The 15,317-nt window shown below is 45.0% G+C and carries 17 protein-coding genes; 14 read left to right on the top strand and 3 right to left on the bottom strand.

The window, feature by feature from the left end; genetic code table 11:
* Positions 1-102: 102 nt before the first annotated feature.
* From KNO85_RS07195 to hfq, 6 genes are all read left to right on the top strand, one after another.
* Positions 103-1,632: a M4 family metallopeptidase gene (locus KNO85_RS07195; RefSeq protein ID WP_214788400.1), complete on the top strand. Its 1,530-nt coding sequence runs from the start codon at positions 103-105 to the stop codon at positions 1,630-1,632.
* A 101-nt stretch (positions 1,633-1,733) separates the two neighbouring features.
* Complete coding sequence (locus KNO85_RS07190) at positions 1,734-2,594, top strand: PPK2 family polyphosphate kinase (RefSeq protein ID WP_214788398.1); 861 nt, start codon at positions 1,734-1,736, stop codon at positions 2,592-2,594.
* Between the two features lie 111 nt (positions 2,595-2,705).
* Positions 2,706-3,296 carry an AmiS/UreI family transporter gene (locus KNO85_RS07185; RefSeq protein WP_214788396.1) on the top strand — a complete coding sequence of 197 codons (591 nt, stop codon included), beginning with the start codon at positions 2,706-2,708 and terminating at the stop codon, positions 3,294-3,296.
* 130 nt (positions 3,297-3,426) lie between these two features.
* Positions 3,427-3,906, top strand: coding sequence for an SMI1/KNR4 family protein (locus tag KNO85_RS07180; RefSeq protein WP_214788394.1), 480 nt, complete (start codon positions 3,427-3,429; stop codon positions 3,904-3,906).
* A 278-nt stretch (positions 3,907-4,184) separates the two neighbouring features.
* Entirely contained in the window at positions 4,185-5,120 is a 936-nt protein-coding gene (gene miaA, locus KNO85_RS07175) for a tRNA (adenosine(37)-N6)-dimethylallyltransferase MiaA (RefSeq protein ID WP_214788392.1), read from the top strand.
* Positions 5,121-5,147: 27 nt separating this feature from the next.
* Positions 5,148-5,396 (top strand): RNA chaperone Hfq, encoded by a 249-nt coding sequence (hfq, locus tag KNO85_RS07170; RefSeq protein ID WP_012726185.1) that lies wholly within the window; start codon positions 5,148-5,150, stop codon positions 5,394-5,396.
* 38 nt (positions 5,397-5,434) lie between these two features.
* Here the strand turns inward: hfq and KNO85_RS07165 are convergent, their stop codons facing one another.
* On the bottom strand, positions 5,435-5,947 hold the full coding sequence (locus tag KNO85_RS07165) for a hypothetical protein (protein ID WP_214788390.1): 513 nt from the start codon (positions 5,945-5,947) through the stop codon (positions 5,435-5,437).
* Between the two features lie 155 nt (positions 5,948-6,102).
* Between KNO85_RS07165 and KNO85_RS07160 the strand changes: the two genes are divergently transcribed.
* From KNO85_RS07160 to KNO85_RS07135, 6 genes are all read left to right on the top strand, one after another.
* A complete protein-coding gene (locus KNO85_RS07160) occupies positions 6,103-7,281 on the top strand; it encodes an HD domain-containing protein (RefSeq protein WP_214788387.1) in 1,179 nt (392 codons plus the stop codon).
* Between the two features lie 15 nt (positions 7,282-7,296).
* Positions 7,297-8,247 carry a CobW family GTP-binding protein gene (locus KNO85_RS07155; RefSeq protein ID WP_214788384.1) on the top strand — a complete coding sequence of 317 codons (951 nt, stop codon included), beginning with the start codon at positions 7,297-7,299 and terminating at the stop codon, positions 8,245-8,247.
* Positions 8,228-9,010, top strand: coding sequence for a 5'-3' exonuclease (locus KNO85_RS07150; protein WP_214788381.1), 783 nt, complete (start codon positions 8,228-8,230; stop codon positions 9,008-9,010). Before KNO85_RS07155 ends, KNO85_RS07150 begins: the two co-directional genes overlap by 20 nt.
* The gene (locus KNO85_RS07145; protein ID WP_214788378.1) at positions 8,991-9,383 is read left to right on the top strand and encodes a reverse transcriptase-like protein; all 393 of its coding nucleotides are present in this window, start codon (positions 8,991-8,993) and stop codon (positions 9,381-9,383) included. Before KNO85_RS07150 ends, KNO85_RS07145 begins: the two co-directional genes overlap by 20 nt.
* Positions 9,384-9,486: 103 nt before the next feature.
* A complete protein-coding gene (gene fumC, locus KNO85_RS07140) occupies positions 9,487-10,887 on the top strand; it encodes a class II fumarate hydratase (protein ID WP_214788375.1) in 1,401 nt (466 codons plus the stop codon).
* A gap of 167 nt (positions 10,888-11,054) precedes the next feature.
* Positions 11,055-12,545: a GGDEF domain-containing protein gene (locus KNO85_RS07135; protein ID WP_214788372.1), complete on the top strand. Its 1,491-nt coding sequence runs from the start codon at positions 11,055-11,057 to the stop codon at positions 12,543-12,545.
* 15 nt (positions 12,546-12,560) lie between these two features.
* On the opposite strand, the gene KNO85_RS07130 is transcribed toward KNO85_RS07135, so the two are convergent.
* Both KNO85_RS07130 and KNO85_RS07125 read right to left on the bottom strand, forming a co-directional pair.
* The gene (locus KNO85_RS07130) at positions 12,561-13,049 is read right to left on the bottom strand and encodes a dihydrofolate reductase (protein ID WP_214788368.1); all 489 of its coding nucleotides are present in this window, start codon (positions 13,047-13,049) and stop codon (positions 12,561-12,563) included.
* Positions 13,046-13,840 (bottom strand): thymidylate synthase, encoded by a 795-nt coding sequence (locus KNO85_RS07125; protein ID WP_214788365.1) that lies wholly within the window; start codon positions 13,838-13,840, stop codon positions 13,046-13,048. The genes KNO85_RS07130 and KNO85_RS07125 overlap by 4 nt, the downstream gene beginning before the upstream one ends.
* Before the next feature lie 172 nt (positions 13,841-14,012).
* Between KNO85_RS07125 and KNO85_RS07120 the strand changes: the two genes are divergently transcribed.
* Together KNO85_RS07120 and KNO85_RS07115 are read left to right on the top strand one after the other, a co-directional pair.
* Positions 14,013-14,537, top strand: coding sequence for a type 1 glutamine amidotransferase domain-containing protein (locus KNO85_RS07120; RefSeq protein ID WP_214788362.1), 525 nt, complete (start codon positions 14,013-14,015; stop codon positions 14,535-14,537).
* Positions 14,538-14,563: 26 nt separating this feature from the next.
* Positions 14,564-15,298: a Bax inhibitor-1/YccA family protein gene (locus tag KNO85_RS07115; protein WP_214788360.1), complete on the top strand. Its 735-nt coding sequence runs from the start codon at positions 14,564-14,566 to the stop codon at positions 15,296-15,298.
* Positions 15,299-15,317: the final 19 nt, after the last annotated feature.

Here is a 15,317-nt window from a genome sequence, read left to right as displayed (position 1 = left end):
CTAAATACTCAATATTTAGAATTGTCAAAATAATTAAAAAGTTGGATACATTGTTTGTGGGAAACTGTGTAAAGTAAGAATCATCACAAAGGAGGCAAACACATGAAAAAAGTTGTATCTACATCATTAATCGCAGGTGTCTTACTCGTACCACAATTGGTCGGGGCGGCAGAATTGAAGTCAGGTACGTTGACGAAACCATCTGAAAGTGCTCCGACGACAATCGTCAAAGAGTACGTGAAATCAAAAGGTGAGTTCAAAACGATCGAATCGAAGTCAGACAAACTCGGTAAAGTCGTCAAATTACAACAGACGGTCGACGGAGTACCAGTATTCGGTGGTGTTGTTGTCGGTGTGGTGGACGAAGATGGACAATTGAAGACAGTCGTAGACGATGCGAAATCGCTGAAGAATCTACATAAGTCAATCAAATTGAGCGAGAAGAAAGCCATCGCAAGCTATAAAGAGCTTGTCGGACATAAAGGCGCATACGAGCTTGAACCGGAAGCAGAATTGGTCGTTTATCCAACAGGTGAAAAATCTGTATACGCGTATCAAGTGACCGGAACCATTCTAGATGCGGAAGAACCGTCACGTTGGACATACTTCATCGATGCGGGTACTGGAGAAGTTCTCAACAAATTCGATCAATTGGCACACGCTAAACCAACGAACGGTGTGACAGGAACTACATATACAGGAACAGGGATCGATGTTCTTGGATACAGTCAGACGTTCAAAACGACAAAGAGTGGTTCATACTACTATTTACAGGATTCAACACGTGGGAAAGGGATTTATACGTATGATGCAGCAAACCGTACACGCCTTCCAGGTTCGCTATGGGCTGACGTCGATAACGTCTTGAATACGACGTACGACCGTGCAGCAGTTTCGGCACACGTCAACGCGACGAAGACGTATGACTTCTATAAGAACACGTATGGACGAAACAGTTACGATAATGCTGGTGCGGCCCTCAACTCGACGGTTCACTATAGCCGTAGCTACAACAACGCATTCTGGGACGGAAGCAAGATGGTATATGGTGACGGAGATGGTCAGACGTTCACATACCTCTCTGGCGCACTTGATGTTGTCGCGCACGAATTGACACACGCGGTCACAGAGTATACGGCAGGATTGATCTATCAAAACGAGTCGGGTGCCATCAACGAAGCGGTGTCTGATATCTTCGGTACAGTTGCGGAATACAGTGTCGGAACTGACTTCGACTGGTTGGTAGGGGAAGACATCTACACTCCAGGGGTGGCAGGAGACGGACTTCGTTCGATGTCGAACCCGGCTGCATATGGGGACCCAGATCACTACTCGAAACGTTACACAGGAACTCAAGACAATGGTGGAGTTCACATCAACTCAGGTATCGTGAACAAAGCGGCATACCTCTTAGGTAACGGTGGATCGCATTACGGCGTATCTGTACAAGGTGTAGGAGTCATGGAGATGGGTGACATCTACTATCGTGCGCTCAATGTTTACTTGACGCCAACATCAAACTTCTCTAGCCTCCGTCAAGCTGTCGTTCAATCGGCGAAAGATCTTTACGGTGCGACAAGCCCACAAGCGGTATCGGCTGCGAAATCATTTGACGCTGTCGGAATCTACTAAGAATCAATTTAAGAAATCCTTTCCGAAATGCTTCGGGAAGGATTTTTTGTGTCGATTTGGGGTAAACCAAATTGGAATGCAAAGTGAAAAGGAGAACCAAGATGATTCTAAAAAAATATATGGTTGCAGCGAACACTCAAGTACAATTAACGGATTATTCTACCCGCGTTGACGATCGACCTAATGATTCGGAATTGACCAATGAACTGATTCCGAATAGTGTGGAACGGCTGAAAGAATTGCATTGGAGACTATATGCCGAGAGTAAGACCGGTATCGTCGTCGTCTTGCAAGCACTTGATGCAGGGGGAAAAGACGAGGCAATCAGCTATATTTTTTCAAACCTGAATGCACAAGGATTAAAGACGAATGCGTTTCAGAAACCGTCTGATACGGAGAAGAAGCACGATTATCTGTGGCGAATGCATGACTTGCTACCTGAAAGGGGACAGGTTGGCATTTTGAATCGGTCTCATTATGAGGAAGTGATTGCTCCTCGTATCCATGATTTATTAGGCGAAGAAGTATTACCCGATGAAGTGGATCAAGAAAAAGTGTGGGAGATGCGATATCGCCAAATCAATGACTACGAATTGTATTTGAAAGAGAACGGATTCGAAGTCATCAAGTTCTTCTTCAACGTATCGAAAGAGAAACAACGTGATCGTTTGCTTGAACGATTGAAAGATCCGAAAAAAAATTGGGAATTTTCGTTTAGCGATGTGGAAGAGCGTCAATATTGGGATGATTATCAAAAGATATTCGAAGAGATGATCACGCACACATCAACAGATGTTTCTCCATGGTATATCTTGCCGGCCGATGATGAGTGGTACAGTCGTTACATCATTTCTTCCGTTATGATCGATGTCCTCGAACGAATTGATCCACAATATCCGACGTTTTCAGAAGAGGAGCAAGAACGCATCGATGAGGCGATACAGATGCTTGAAAATGAATAACGGATGACGTTCTCGTGAACAATCAAAAATCCCCTTGCACTGAAAGCGAATTCAAGCTAAAGTGATACAGTAGAATAGAGGTCAGACATCTGTACAAAAGGGGTAATGAGAGTGGGTAACGTAAGTTTATTATTTGGTGGCGTCGCGCTATTTTTAAATAGTCTCGTCCTTCTCGGGAAGGTTGACATGAAGAGTGCTGGTGTTTTCAGTTTGTTCACTGGAATCTTGCAAACGTTTATCGCAACATGGTTACTGATTGGGGCAAGTCCTGAAGAACAGTTCGGTCTTGCAAGCATCTATCTGTTCGCGTTCACTTATTTATACGTTGGTGTGACGTTTATTTTGAACTTAGACGGACGTGGCGTCGGCTGGTTCTCATTATTCGTTTCTATCGCAGCCGCATTTTATGGGGTAATAGCGATTGCAGCAGCCGATCCAATGGGAGCGTTGACATGGTTTTTCTGGTCACTTTTATGGGGACTCTTCTTTTTCGGGATGGGTCTTGGCAAACCGAACGAGGCCGTCACGGCACGTGTCGCTCTCGTATTGTCGTGGTTGACTCTGATCGTTCCTGCGATGATTGGTATGGCCGGACTCATGAACGGATTATACGACATCATCTGGTGGGCAGCGAGTGGGACAGCAATACTCTACTTCATCGTTTCGGTCAAACGAACGAAACAGGCAGTGGAAGTGGCTTAATACTATAAAAAAATCATAGAAGGTCATCTGGTGAAGTTTTATCACATCAGATGACCTTTTTGTATAGCGTGAAATAGTTTGTTATATACTATTTTTAAGAGAAAATCTTGCGCAGAAAGAGGGGTATGGATTGGAAGCCTTGCAAGCATTGAAAAGTCGACTTGTAGACATTCGATTAGAAGTACAGAGGGAAGAGGGGGAGATTGAGACTTTATTATTTTTCTTCAATCAGCCTGCGACAGAATTTGAAATCAAACGATTACCAATAAGAACACCTGAGGACATGATGCACTTTTTGAAAATGCATAATGGCGCACGACTATTTGTCCACCCGGCATATGGCGGGGGAATTCAACTCTTTTCTGTAGATGAAATCATCGAATATCGTGATGTATGGGAGTGTCCTGATCGTTTCATTCCCATAGGTACCGGTATGGATGGGGAATGGATTGTGTGCGAAATTGTCAACGAACATGAAAACTACATTTGGGTCGGTGAATTTTTGACTTACGAAGATGACATGGAAAAACTTCCTATGGATTATATACGGTGGCTCGACTATTTGATTGTCGCTCAAGGTGCTCATTTTTGGGATTGGTTCAGGAGGTAAGGACTGATTAGTAGTTTCTTCTATACATTATGTTTTCTTAGTTGGCGCACTCTTCATGAGTGTGCTTTTTTCGCATCTATTTTGTGTCTAAAATGTGAAAAGTGGGAATGAGGAAGCTAAAGGAGGCGAAAGCAGATGAGTGATGGACTTGTGTTATTACTCGGATTACTTTTATGTGGTTGCATGCTGTTTGCCGTCGTATTTGATGATAGAATAAAAAGAAGAATTTGATGACCCGTCTCGTAAGGAGACGGGTTTTTAATTGAGGAGTGAGATGTATGAAAAAAACACCTGTCGTCGTCATCGTCGGACCAACCGCGGTTGGAAAAACGAAGACGGGCATCGAACTGGCAAAAGCGTTCGACGGCGAGATCGTCTCGGGTGATTCCGTTCAAGTGTACCGCGGCATGGACATTGGTTCGGCAAAAGTAACAAAAGAGGAAGCCGAAGGAATCCCGCATCATTTGATTGATATTTGCGACCCGGATGATGCAATGAGTGTTGCGGCATTTCAACAGTTGGCGCGTGCTGCCATCGATGATATTTATGCCCGTGGCAAGCTACCGATTATTGTCGGGGGGACAGGTTTATACATTCGTTCGATTTTATATGATTATGAATTTGTGGAACGACCTGTTGATGAGGAGCTGCGTGCTGAACTTGAACGAATGGCAGAAGTGGAGGGACGTGAAGCGATTCATCAAAGATTGGCAAAACTCGATCCAGAACGTGCAGCGACAATTCATCCAAATAACGTCCGTCGCGTTGTCCGAGCGCTCGAAGTAGCGATGCAAGGAGATACGCAGACGACAGACAGTGCTCCTTCAGAACATTATGATTACCGACTGTTCGTCCTACATGCAGACCGTGAACTTTTATATGACCGCATCAATCAACGAGTCGACGCGATGATGGAAGCTGGGCTTGTCGAAGAAGTAGAACGTTTGATTGCTGAAGGATATCGAGATACGCAAGCGATGCGGGCCATTGGATATAAAGAAATCATTCCATATGTAGAGGGCGACATCTCGGAAGAGCGAGCGACAGACTTACTGAAACAACATACGAGACAGTTCGCAAAGAGACAGTTGACGTGGTTCAGGCATCAATTTGATGGAATTTGGGTCGATATGGGGCGAAAATCATTTGAACTATCATATAAAAATATTTATGATGATGTAGAGGGGTTTTTTCGAAAATTCCGATTATTTTAAAGAGATAAAGACTAGGGGGAATCCAGCATGAAAGCAAGTTACAACATTCAAGATCATTTTTTGAATCAACTCCGAAAAGAAATGGTACCAACGACCGTCTTTTTAGTGAGCGGGTTTCAAATTCGAGGTGTCATCAAATCGTTTGATAACTTTACCGTCATCGTCGAATCGGAAGGTCGTCAACAATTGATTTATAAGCATGCGATTTCGACATTTTCACCGGCACGTAACGTGACGTTGTATGAACCAGACGCAGTCGAAGTAACAGAAGGATAAGCATAAGAAAAGGAGCGGCACGGGGACCGCTCCTTTTCTTATGCTGTTTTTGTCGTTCCAGGTTGTTTGATTGCCTCTAAAACGCGCTGGATGGCACACCCACCGAGGAGTGAATCCATTTGTCCACAAATTTGTGTCGGCGTCGAACGGTGTAACAGCGTATATGTTCGCTTCCATGCGCGCTCTGACGATTGAATCCGGACAAGTAAGTCAGCATGGCTCAATTCTTTTAATTTATCAATGTTAAGACGATTCGTACGGGCGAAAGAGGATAGGATGACTGCCTTCGCAAGTGGAGTCTGAAGCGGATAACCGGACAGTTCGAGTGCGGCCATTGCCCCTTTCATCTCGTGCTCGACGATTTTGTCGAGTGACTCATCTTTTGCATATGGATTACCGGAAAGATGAGTGAGGGACTGTTCTAAGTCCTTGATCTCTACCGGACAACTAGATGCTTGTAAAATATGTTCGATGGATTGTTGCTCTTTTGCATAACGTGTCGCTTCCCCTGAGGCGATGAAACGTTCATACGTGTCGATTAATGAAATCATTATCGTTTCCCCCTTTGTAGAACTACCTTTATCGTACCAATAATCGTAAGCGCTTTCAATATAATGAGTGTGAAATCGGGACCCTACTAGAAAGTATGTTCGCCTAATGAACGGAAACACGATACAATGTCAGGAGATGCGAGGAGGGAATGTTCATGAACTATTATCAACAAATTGATCCGGTCATCGGTTCATCAACGAACCATGAAAGATTTCAAATACCGAAAGTCGAAAAATCGAAAGAGCGATTAGATCAGCTACCAGATGGAGCTCCCGTCCAGACGAAAGCACTCGTCAGTACGGTCGAAGTCAGAGAAGGGAAAAATGGAGCGAAGTGGCTTCAATTGACTGTCACGACGGCGAACGGAATGATGCGTGCGAAGCATTGGCTCCGTGGAAATGAAAGTGAGCTACTCCCGATCTATGAATCAGGCGTCATTGAATTGTCTGGGAAAATCGATATTTATCCAAAACCGGACGGTGCAAAATCAATCACGATTGATCGAGTTCATCCGATTTCAAAAGATGAGGCGATTTCTTTACTTCCGGGATTACCGGGAGACGAAACGATGGAACAGTTTGCAGATGAATTGTTCAGCTTAGTCGATACGTTGTCACCAACCTATCAACAAATCGCCTATGGCCTCTTTGATTTTGTTTGGGATGATTTCGTATTATCACCAGCTGCACTTTACCATCATCATAATTACGCTGGAGGATTGCTGAAGCATACCGTTTGCATGTTACGTCTCGGATATCGGATTCAGGAACAGGACGACTATTTGGCGATGGTATTCCGTGTGATTAAAGAAGCCGAGCAGTTGCATAAAGTTGACCTTTGGAATACGATGAACGGTGTTAAAATCGAACAAGCTTATAAAGGGACGTTCGAATCATTGTATGCGGCCTGTGAAGCAATAGCAGAACGAAAAGAATCGTTAAATTGGGATGAGCTTGCACTAGGGATCCTCTTCCATGACATCGGAAAAATATATGAATACAGCCACCTCTTGTCAAGCCCGAACCGTTTTGAGAAATTATCACCTGTCGAAGGGACAAGTGAGACGACTGGCATCTCCATCAACCCGATCGGAACATTGATTGGGCATATGCCGTATGGTGGCCTGTTATTCGAGGGAACGCTGCGCCGTACATCCGTTCGCTTGCCGATTGATGTGCATCATCGTGTTTGGCATATGATCTTATCGCATCACGGGAAACGTGAATGGGGCTCGAGTGTTTTACCGATGACGACAGAAGCGTGGATGCTTCATTTGATCGATTTACTAGACGCGCGCTATGAGAAATGGGCTCGCGCACACGAAGATTTGTAAGAAAAGGGTGGTATTATGATTCCCGTACAATTAGTGACCGGATTTTTAGGAGCAGGAAAGACGACGTATATGAATCGTCTACTCGCTGCGACGGATGAAAAGATTTGTTTGATCGTCAATGAACTTGGGGCGGTCAATATTGATGAACAGTTGATTGTAAAGATGGATCAAGAGCAAATCGAACTTTCGAATGGATGCATTTGTTGTTCGATTCAAAATGATTTGAGTAAGACGTTTTATCAACTCCTTGCAAAACAGGAAACCTTCGATCGCATCATCATCGAAACGACTGGTGTTGCCGATCCGGCACCGATCATCCAGACAATCTATTATGATGAGTACTTACGTCAACATTTTAAGATGAATGCCATCTTGACTGTCGTCGATGCCAGCCAAATGGACCGTGAACTGTTCAAGGAAGGAATCCATCAAATTGCTTATGCAGATTTAATTTTATTGAACAAGACGGATTTGGTCTCGGTAGAACAATTGCATGATGCCCGTGAACGAATTACTCAAATCAATCCGACCGTCCGTATCGTGGAAACGATTCAAACGAAAGGCGACTACGAACTGCTTGAAAATACATTCCAACTTTCACGAGTCGATGAAGAACAATTGAGTCGACTGACAGAAGCGACTGCATCCGTCTCATCACTTCGAGCCATCACCTTGAATGCAGATCGTCCGCTCTCGCGTGAGCGTGTGACAAGGTACGTGCGTGAGGTACTGATGCATTATGAGGATTCGATTTATCGGATGAAAGCCATCGTCCGACTAAAAGACGAGAATCGAAAATTCGTCATTCAAGCAACGAATCAACTCATGGGCGCGACGTTTGCGAATGAGTTACATGAAGGAGACCGTTCGGTATTCGTCTGGATTGGGAAGGAATTAGATGCCGAAGCGTTGGCACGAGGATTAAAAGCATGCGAGGTGGAGCAGGATGAAACTTATTCTAGTTGACGGATTTAACTTATTATCACGCTATTATTTTGCGACTGAGCGTCGACGGGCACTCGACCCGGACGTGACGGTGAAAGGATTACTTCGAAAAGTTGATGCCTGGACGACAGACTTTTCACATATCGCCTTCTTTTGGGACGGGACAAGAGAGTCTACTCATCGTTACGCGTTATATCCTGAATATAAAGCGACGCGCAACGGACTGCCGGAACCGCTCTTTGAAGATTATGTCAAATTAAGAGCAGCATTAGACGAACGAGGAATTTTACAGTCAGAGTTGACCGGGTATGAGGCAGACGACTTGATGGGAGCCGTTGCGACGGCGTTTCCTGGAGAATCGTATCTCTATTCCTCTGACCGTGACTTGTTGCAATTGTTGTCACCGAACGTGTTCCAAATCATGCCGAAAAAAGGTGAGGAGCAACTCGTCAATGAAAGTTTGTTTGAGTCGATGTATGGCGTGAAACCGTATCAGTTTGTCGACGTGAAAGCGTTGCAAGGTGATTCTTCGGATAATATCCCTGGCGTCCGCGGCATCGGTCCGAAGACGGCGACAATCCTGATTCAACATTACGATACAGTTGAAACACTGTACTTGCATGTGCAGAATGAAACGCTAGAGGCACCACACCAGAAATTTGCAAAAAAATTGGACGGACATGAAGAGATTGCACTCTTATCTAAACGTCTGTCACAGATTGATATCCATGCTCCGATTAATACGGACTGGGAGGCGTATCGATTTGGTTCACATTTATTTTGACGCAGCAACAAACCAGACATCTGGTGAGAACGGGATTGGTGTCTGGATCAAGTCATCAGACGGTAAGGTCTCGACGTATAAGCACCAAATGCAAGGTCTATCGACTGTCCATGCGGAGCTAGCGGCTTGTGCCTATGCGCTTGAACAGGCGCATAAGATACAAGGGGAGACGTCATTTATGCTCTACTCTGATGCTGAAGTGATTGTTCGTGCATTGGAGCAACGTTTCATGAAAGATGCATCGGCGAAACCGCTCTTTCTGAGAGCATTGATTGCGTATGATGATTTACCAAACGTCTTTTTGAAATGGATTCCGCGCGCGGAAAATCGTGCGGATGTGATTGCGCGTGAGGCGTTGAATGGAACAAAGTAAGCGACTAAAATCATTCTTGGTCGCTTTTTGGATTGACTCATTTCTTTTTAGATGGTTTTTCGCTAAAATGAAAGCGTAGTCAACTATAGAGGGGGAATTTAGCATGGATTATCGTATTGAACGGGATACAATGGGGGAAATTAAAGTTCCAGCTACAGCGAAATGGGGAGCTCAAACACAGCGTAGTCTTGAAAACTTTAAGATTGGTGCAGAGAAGATGCCGCTTGAGATTGTATATGCCTTTGCCATTTTGAAAAAAGGTGCTGCTCTTGCCAATGCTGAGCTCGGGGTACTCGAAGAAGAGAAAGCTGAAATCATCGCGGAAGTAGCGGATGAGATTCTAGCAGGAAAGCATGACGCCGAATTTCCACTCGTCGTCTGGCAAACGGGATCTGGTACTCAATCAAACATGAACGTAAACGAGGTGATTGCGCATATCGCTAATGAAAAATTGAATGTACGCAATCAATCGATCACGATTCATCCAAATGATGACGTCAACAAATCGCAGAGTTCAAATGATACGTATCCGACAGCGATGCACATTGCTGCCATCCTTTCGGTACAAGATGACGTATTGCCGGCAATCGATTCTCTTTACCAAACACTTTCGCAAAAAGCAGAAGCATATATGGACATCGTTAAGATTGGACGGACACACCTTCAAGATGCGACACCCGTTACGCTCGGACAGGAGATCAGTGGTTGGGTACGTATGCTTGAACTCTCAAAACAAATGATCGAACGGACAATTGAACCACTGACTGAGCTTGCTCTCGGTGGAACAGCTGTCGGAACGGGAATCAACGCCCATCCAGATTTCGGGGATGTCGTGGCGAAGAAGATTTCTGAAGAAACAGGTAAGCCATTCGTGACGGCCGTGAATAAGTTCCACGCTCTCACAAGTCACGATCAACTCGTCTTTACACATGGTGCTTTAAAAGCGTTAGCGATGGATGCAATGAAGATTGCGAACGACGTGCGTTGGTTGGCATCGGGTCCACGTGCGGGAATCGGTGAAATCACGATTCCTGAAAATGAGCCAGGAAGTTCGATCATGCCAGGGAAAGTCAATCCGACACAAAGTGAGGCACTCACAATGGTTGCCGCACAAGTACTCGGTAATGATGCGACGATTGGTTTCGGGGCGAGCCAAGGAAACTTTGAGTTGAATGTCTTTAAACCGGTCATCATGTATAACTTCTTGCAAACATGTCGTTTATTGACTGACAGCTTGTATTCATTCAACGACCATTGTGCGGTCGGCATCGAGCCGAATCAAGACGTGATTTCTCGTAACGTTGAGCAGTCGCTCATGCTCGTCACTGCGCTCAACCCGCATATTGGATATGAGAATGCAGCGAAAATTGCCAAATTGGCACACAAAAATGGTACTTCTCTAAAAGAAGCGGCGTTGGAAACCGGTTTATTGACAGAAGAACAATTCAATCAATGGATTCGCCCGGAAGAGATGACGTCACCGAACTTAAAAGTGAAAAAATAACAGAAGGCGGTCGTAGGACCGCTTTTTGTATGTCTTTTTAGGGCATAAGACCTATGTATATGTAAAACAATAGAAAATAAATAAGGAAATAGTTGTATTTTAACTTAATAAGTCGCATAATCGAAACATAAGAGAATTCGGGGAGTACGAACATAGGGGGGACGGATATGGAGCAAGGTCAACTCACTGAGCGTATACATATGATTTTGAAAAAAATATCAGAGTCTAGGCAAATTCCTAAAACAGATATCGAGTTTCTACTTGATTGGATGAAGAAGGAAGTACGACAACGACGTTTGATGCATCTTCTAGAAATCTTTAGTCGTGTCGAGTCTGATGCGAAGGAGTTGCCTAACGTCCTCACACAAGCAGAGGCGATGACTTTAATCTCTCCTGTGAAACGTTACATTCACACGGTTCTAGGAATCGAACAAGAAGAAGAGGACCTCGTTCTCATTTTATCTGCAAGCTTTTCGACATTCAGCCGCTATAAGTCGCGCGTAGAGAAGCTCGGGGCACGTCCTGTCTTCTTGCAAACACTCGAAGAAGCAGTCGAGTATGACTATGAGGACGTTCCGAAGGCGATCATCATGGACGTCGAACTATGGCCACAGTTTAAAGAGCGAGATATCCAATCGTTTGTGAGCAAGATGAGAAAATTATATGTTCCGCTCATCGTCATCGGAACGAATGAGCATTATCGACTCGCTGCCTATTCCTATGGATTCGATGATTATTGGGAATCGTGGGTACCGATGGAGGAGCGATTAGTCCGACTTGGTCTACATATCGAAAAGTCTCGTTTAGTTTCAAAAGCATTGCTTGTTGATGAACTGACCGGTGCGTTCAACCGTAAATATTTAAAGGCAACGTTCTCTCGCTTCATCTCGAGATTAGAACGTTCAGGCGAGAGCTTTGCCGTCGCTCTCCTCGATATCGACCACTTCAAACAATTGAACGACACGTTCGGTCATTCTTACGGAGATGACGTTCTTCATCGTGTATCGGAAGAAATTCGACACGCGATTCGTTCGAGTGATGAACTCATCCGTTATGGAGGAGAAGAATTTTTAATCCTCTTGAACGTATCAGACCGAGCAATCGTCGAATCAGTGTTAGAGCGTGTCCGAGCACGGATTGAAGAGATGGAATTCCCATACGATCATCACGTCACGGTATCAATCGGATACACTCGAGTTTGTCAGACCGGTTATACGCTTGGTGAGTGGTGTGCATATGCAGATGAGGCGTTATATAAAGCAAAACGTGATGGCCGAAATCGTGTCGTCCGCTATTCATCAGCTGTTCGCGAGGAAAAGCGGATTGCTTATGTGACCATGTCCGAGAATACATTCACATCGCTCGCGAACCGATTACCAAAAGAACATCGACGGTATGAAGTCGTGTACCGTCCTTATGAAGCATATTCTTGTAATGACAACATCGAGATGTTCATCTTAGACGATACCCGTGCCCATGAAGCGAGAGGAACACTTTCTGCCGTAAAAGAACAGCGTGGTAAGTATAGTCACATCCTCGCGGTGTCGAAGCGAACTGCCTCCGAGCTTGAAGCGATTTATGATGACTATTCAGACGATGATCAAGATGAGGTCATTACGAAAAAAATTGAGCAATGGTTAGAAAAACTACCTGACTAAAAAAGCAGACATCGACTATTCATCGATGTCTGCTTTGTCGTATTGTATGAACGAAAAGGCATAGGCATGCTTGTCGTCTTGCGGGTGATTCGATTGATGCGTGATCGTCCATGAACCGATTCGTTCTGGATAAAACGTATCACCCTCGAATGTCGATTCGACTTCAGTGGCATAGATTCGGCTCGTCACCGACATCGTTTGGTCATACAACGTGGCGCCGCCGATGACAAACCACTCCTCGTTTTGACTTTCTTCGACGAGACGTTCTAAATCATGCCATACTTCGATTTGATCTGCTTCAAACGAAGGATCAGACGTCACGACGATATTCCGTCGGTTCGGCAATGCCTTTCCGATTGATTCGAACGTTTTTCTTCCCATCACGACCGTTCCGCCAGAGGTGACGGTCTTGAAGTGCTTCAAATCATCCGGCAATCGCCATAACAAATCATTGTCTTTTCCAATCTCCCGATTGAGTCCATATGCGACGACATGCGAAATCATACGCTCACTTCCCCTTTGATATGTGGATGCGGGTCATATCCGAGAATTTCAAAATCCTCAAAACGGAATGATTCGATGGAAGGAACGTCTCGAACAATTTTGAGTTGTGGTAATGGACGCGGGTCACGCGACAGTTGAAGTTCCACTTGTTCGAGGTGATTGTGATAGATATGAGCATCTCCGAGTGTATGCACGAAATCACCAACTTCGAGTCCTGTCACATGAGCGACCATGTGCGTCAACAGCGCATATGATGCAATATTGAACGGAATGCCTAAAAACGTGTCGGCACTCCGTTGGTATAACTGACAAGAGAGTTTCCCGTCAGCGACGTAAAATTGGAAGAGTAAATGACACGGCGGTAGGGCCATCTCATCGAGTTGTCCAGGATTCCATGCCGAGACAATCAACCGTCTCGAGTCAGGGTTTGTCTTGATTTGTTCAATCACTTGCGCCAACTGATCGACGGACGTACCATCCGGGCGCGGGAAAGAACGCCACTGTGAACCATATACTGGCCCAAGGTTCCCGTCTTCATCTGCCCATTCGTTCCAAATGCGGACACCGTTCTCTTGTAGATAACGAATGTTGGTTTCTCCCGAGATAAACCAAAGAAGTTCGTGAATGATCGAACGAGTATGTAACTTTTTCGTCGTGATGAGGGGGAACCCCTCTTGTAAATTAAATCGCATTTGATAGCCGAAAACGCTTGTCGTCCCTGTGCCGGTACGGTCTTCTTTCACTACCCCGTTTTCGAGGATATGTCGACATAAATCGTGATATTGCTTCATAAGGTGATGAACCTCCTTCTCAATCTCCAATGACTAAAGGTATCATAACATAACACAAGATATAGTATCTAGGAGCGGATTATATCCATATCCTGAAAAAACAATCGAGATTCTTCGTTTTCGCCACTCTCGGTTTCGGGTATAATGGGGAATGAATAGAAGGAGGGGTTTGATGAAACTACAAGGAAAGAAAGTCCTTCAACTTGTCAGTGATGACTTCGAGGATTTAGAACTTTGGTATCCCGTACACCGTCTTCGTGAAGAAGGGGCGCATGTCATTTTAGCCGGAGAGAAGGCTGATCATGCGTATATCGGTAAATATGGTGTGCCAGCGAAGTCGGACGTATCATTTGATGATGTGGACATCACATCATTCGATGCAATTCTCGTACCGGGCGGCTGGTCACCTGACTTGTTGCGCCGTTTTGATTCGGTAAAAGGGTTCGTTCGTTATATGGATGAACAAAAGCGACCGATCGGTCAAATTTGTCACGCCGGATGGGTCTTGATTTCAGCAAATATTTTGGATGGTGTGAACGTTACGAGTACACCAGGAATCAAAGACGACATGGAGAACGCAGGTGCAATCTGGCATGACGAACCTGTTGTCGTTGATGGACATATCGTCTCAAGTCGTCGACCACCTGATTTACCAGACTACATGCGTGCGTTTATCGACGTATTCGCAAAACAGTAATTGACTCATAAAGGAGCTATACAACGTTGAACTTAAAATCGAATCCACTACTTCGTAAATCAATGCAGTCTACAGCATACAGTGCCGAGCCGATGACGAAAGCAGGAACATGGTCAAAAGTGTTCACCTTGCTTCTTCTCGTGACAGCGGCAGCTGGAACGACGTGGCTCGTCGTTCCTACAATCGGGGAAGGGCTCTTATTCCCGCTCATGATCGGGTCACTCATCCTCGGTTTCATCTTTGCTTTACTCATCACGTTCAAGCCGAATACGGCACCAATCGTAGCTCCTCTTTACGGGATCGTCGAAGGGGTCTTCGTCGGTTCGATTTCATACTTCTTTGAAGCGATGGTCCCTGGTATCGTCGGTCGTGCCGTCATGACGACGTTCGTCGTCGCCTTTGCGATGTGGTTTGTTTATACGACAGGACTTGTCAAAGTGACGCAAAAGTTCAGAGCCGGGGTCATGGCTGCCATGTTTACAGTCATGCTGTTATATCTCGTCCAACTCGTCATGAGCCTATTCGGTTCAGGGTTGGCATTTATGACAGGTTCTAGCCCGCTTGCGATTGGTGTACAATTTGTCATTGTCATCGTCGCCTCGCTCGCACTCGTCTTAGACTTTGATTTCATCGCTCGTCAAGTCGAGGAACGGGCTCCAAAACAATTGGAATGGGTGGCGGCGTTCGGATTAATCGTCACGCTCGTCTGGTTGTATATTGAATTGTTAGACTTATTGTATCGTCTAGCGATGAGAGAATAATGATCAATCATCGATCCAT

It is taken from the genome of Exiguobacterium sp. s124, from assembly GCF_018617485.1.
In the GTDB taxonomy this organism is placed as follows: domain Bacteria; phylum Bacillota; class Bacilli; order Exiguobacteriales; family Exiguobacteriaceae; genus Exiguobacterium; species Exiguobacterium aestuarii.
The sequence above is the reverse complement of the archived record's forward strand: the minus strand, read 5'-3'. Positions and strand labels throughout refer to the sequence as shown.

Coding starts and splice junctions, on each gene's coding strand:
- KNO85_RS07195 (WP_214788400.1), top strand. CDS start 103: ATGAAAAAAGTTGTATCTACATCATTAATCGCAGGTGTCTTACTCGTA.
- KNO85_RS07190 (WP_214788398.1), top strand. CDS start 1,734: ATGATTCTAAAAAAATATATGGTTGCAGCGAACACTCAAGTACAATTA.
- miaA (WP_214788392.1), top strand. CDS start 4,185: ATGAAAAAAACACCTGTCGTCGTCATCGTCGGACCAACCGCGGTTGGA.
- hfq (WP_012726185.1), top strand. CDS start 5,148: ATGAAAGCAAGTTACAACATTCAAGATCATTTTTTGAATCAACTCCGA.
- KNO85_RS07165 (WP_214788390.1), bottom strand. CDS start 5,947: ATGATTTCATTAATCGACACGTATGAACGTTTCATCGCCTCAGGGGAA.
- KNO85_RS07160 (WP_214788387.1), top strand. CDS start 6,103: ATGAACTATTATCAACAAATTGATCCGGTCATCGGTTCATCAACGAAC.
- KNO85_RS07155 (WP_214788384.1), top strand. CDS start 7,297: ATGATTCCCGTACAATTAGTGACCGGATTTTTAGGAGCAGGAAAGACG.
- KNO85_RS07150 (WP_214788381.1), top strand. CDS start 8,228: ATGAAACTTATTCTAGTTGACGGATTTAACTTATTATCACGCTATTAT.
- fumC (WP_214788375.1), top strand. CDS start 9,487: ATGGATTATCGTATTGAACGGGATACAATGGGGGAAATTAAAGTTCCA.
- KNO85_RS07135 (WP_214788372.1), top strand. CDS start 11,055: ATGGAGCAAGGTCAACTCACTGAGCGTATACATATGATTTTGAAAAAA.
- KNO85_RS07130 (WP_214788368.1), bottom strand. CDS start 13,049: ATGATTTCGCATGTCGTCGCATATGGACTCAATCGGGAGATTGGAAAA.
- KNO85_RS07125 (WP_214788365.1), bottom strand. CDS start 13,840: ATGAAGCAATATCACGATTTATGTCGACATATCCTCGAAAACGGGGTA.
- KNO85_RS07120 (WP_214788362.1), top strand. CDS start 14,013: ATGAAACTACAAGGAAAGAAAGTCCTTCAACTTGTCAGTGATGACTTC.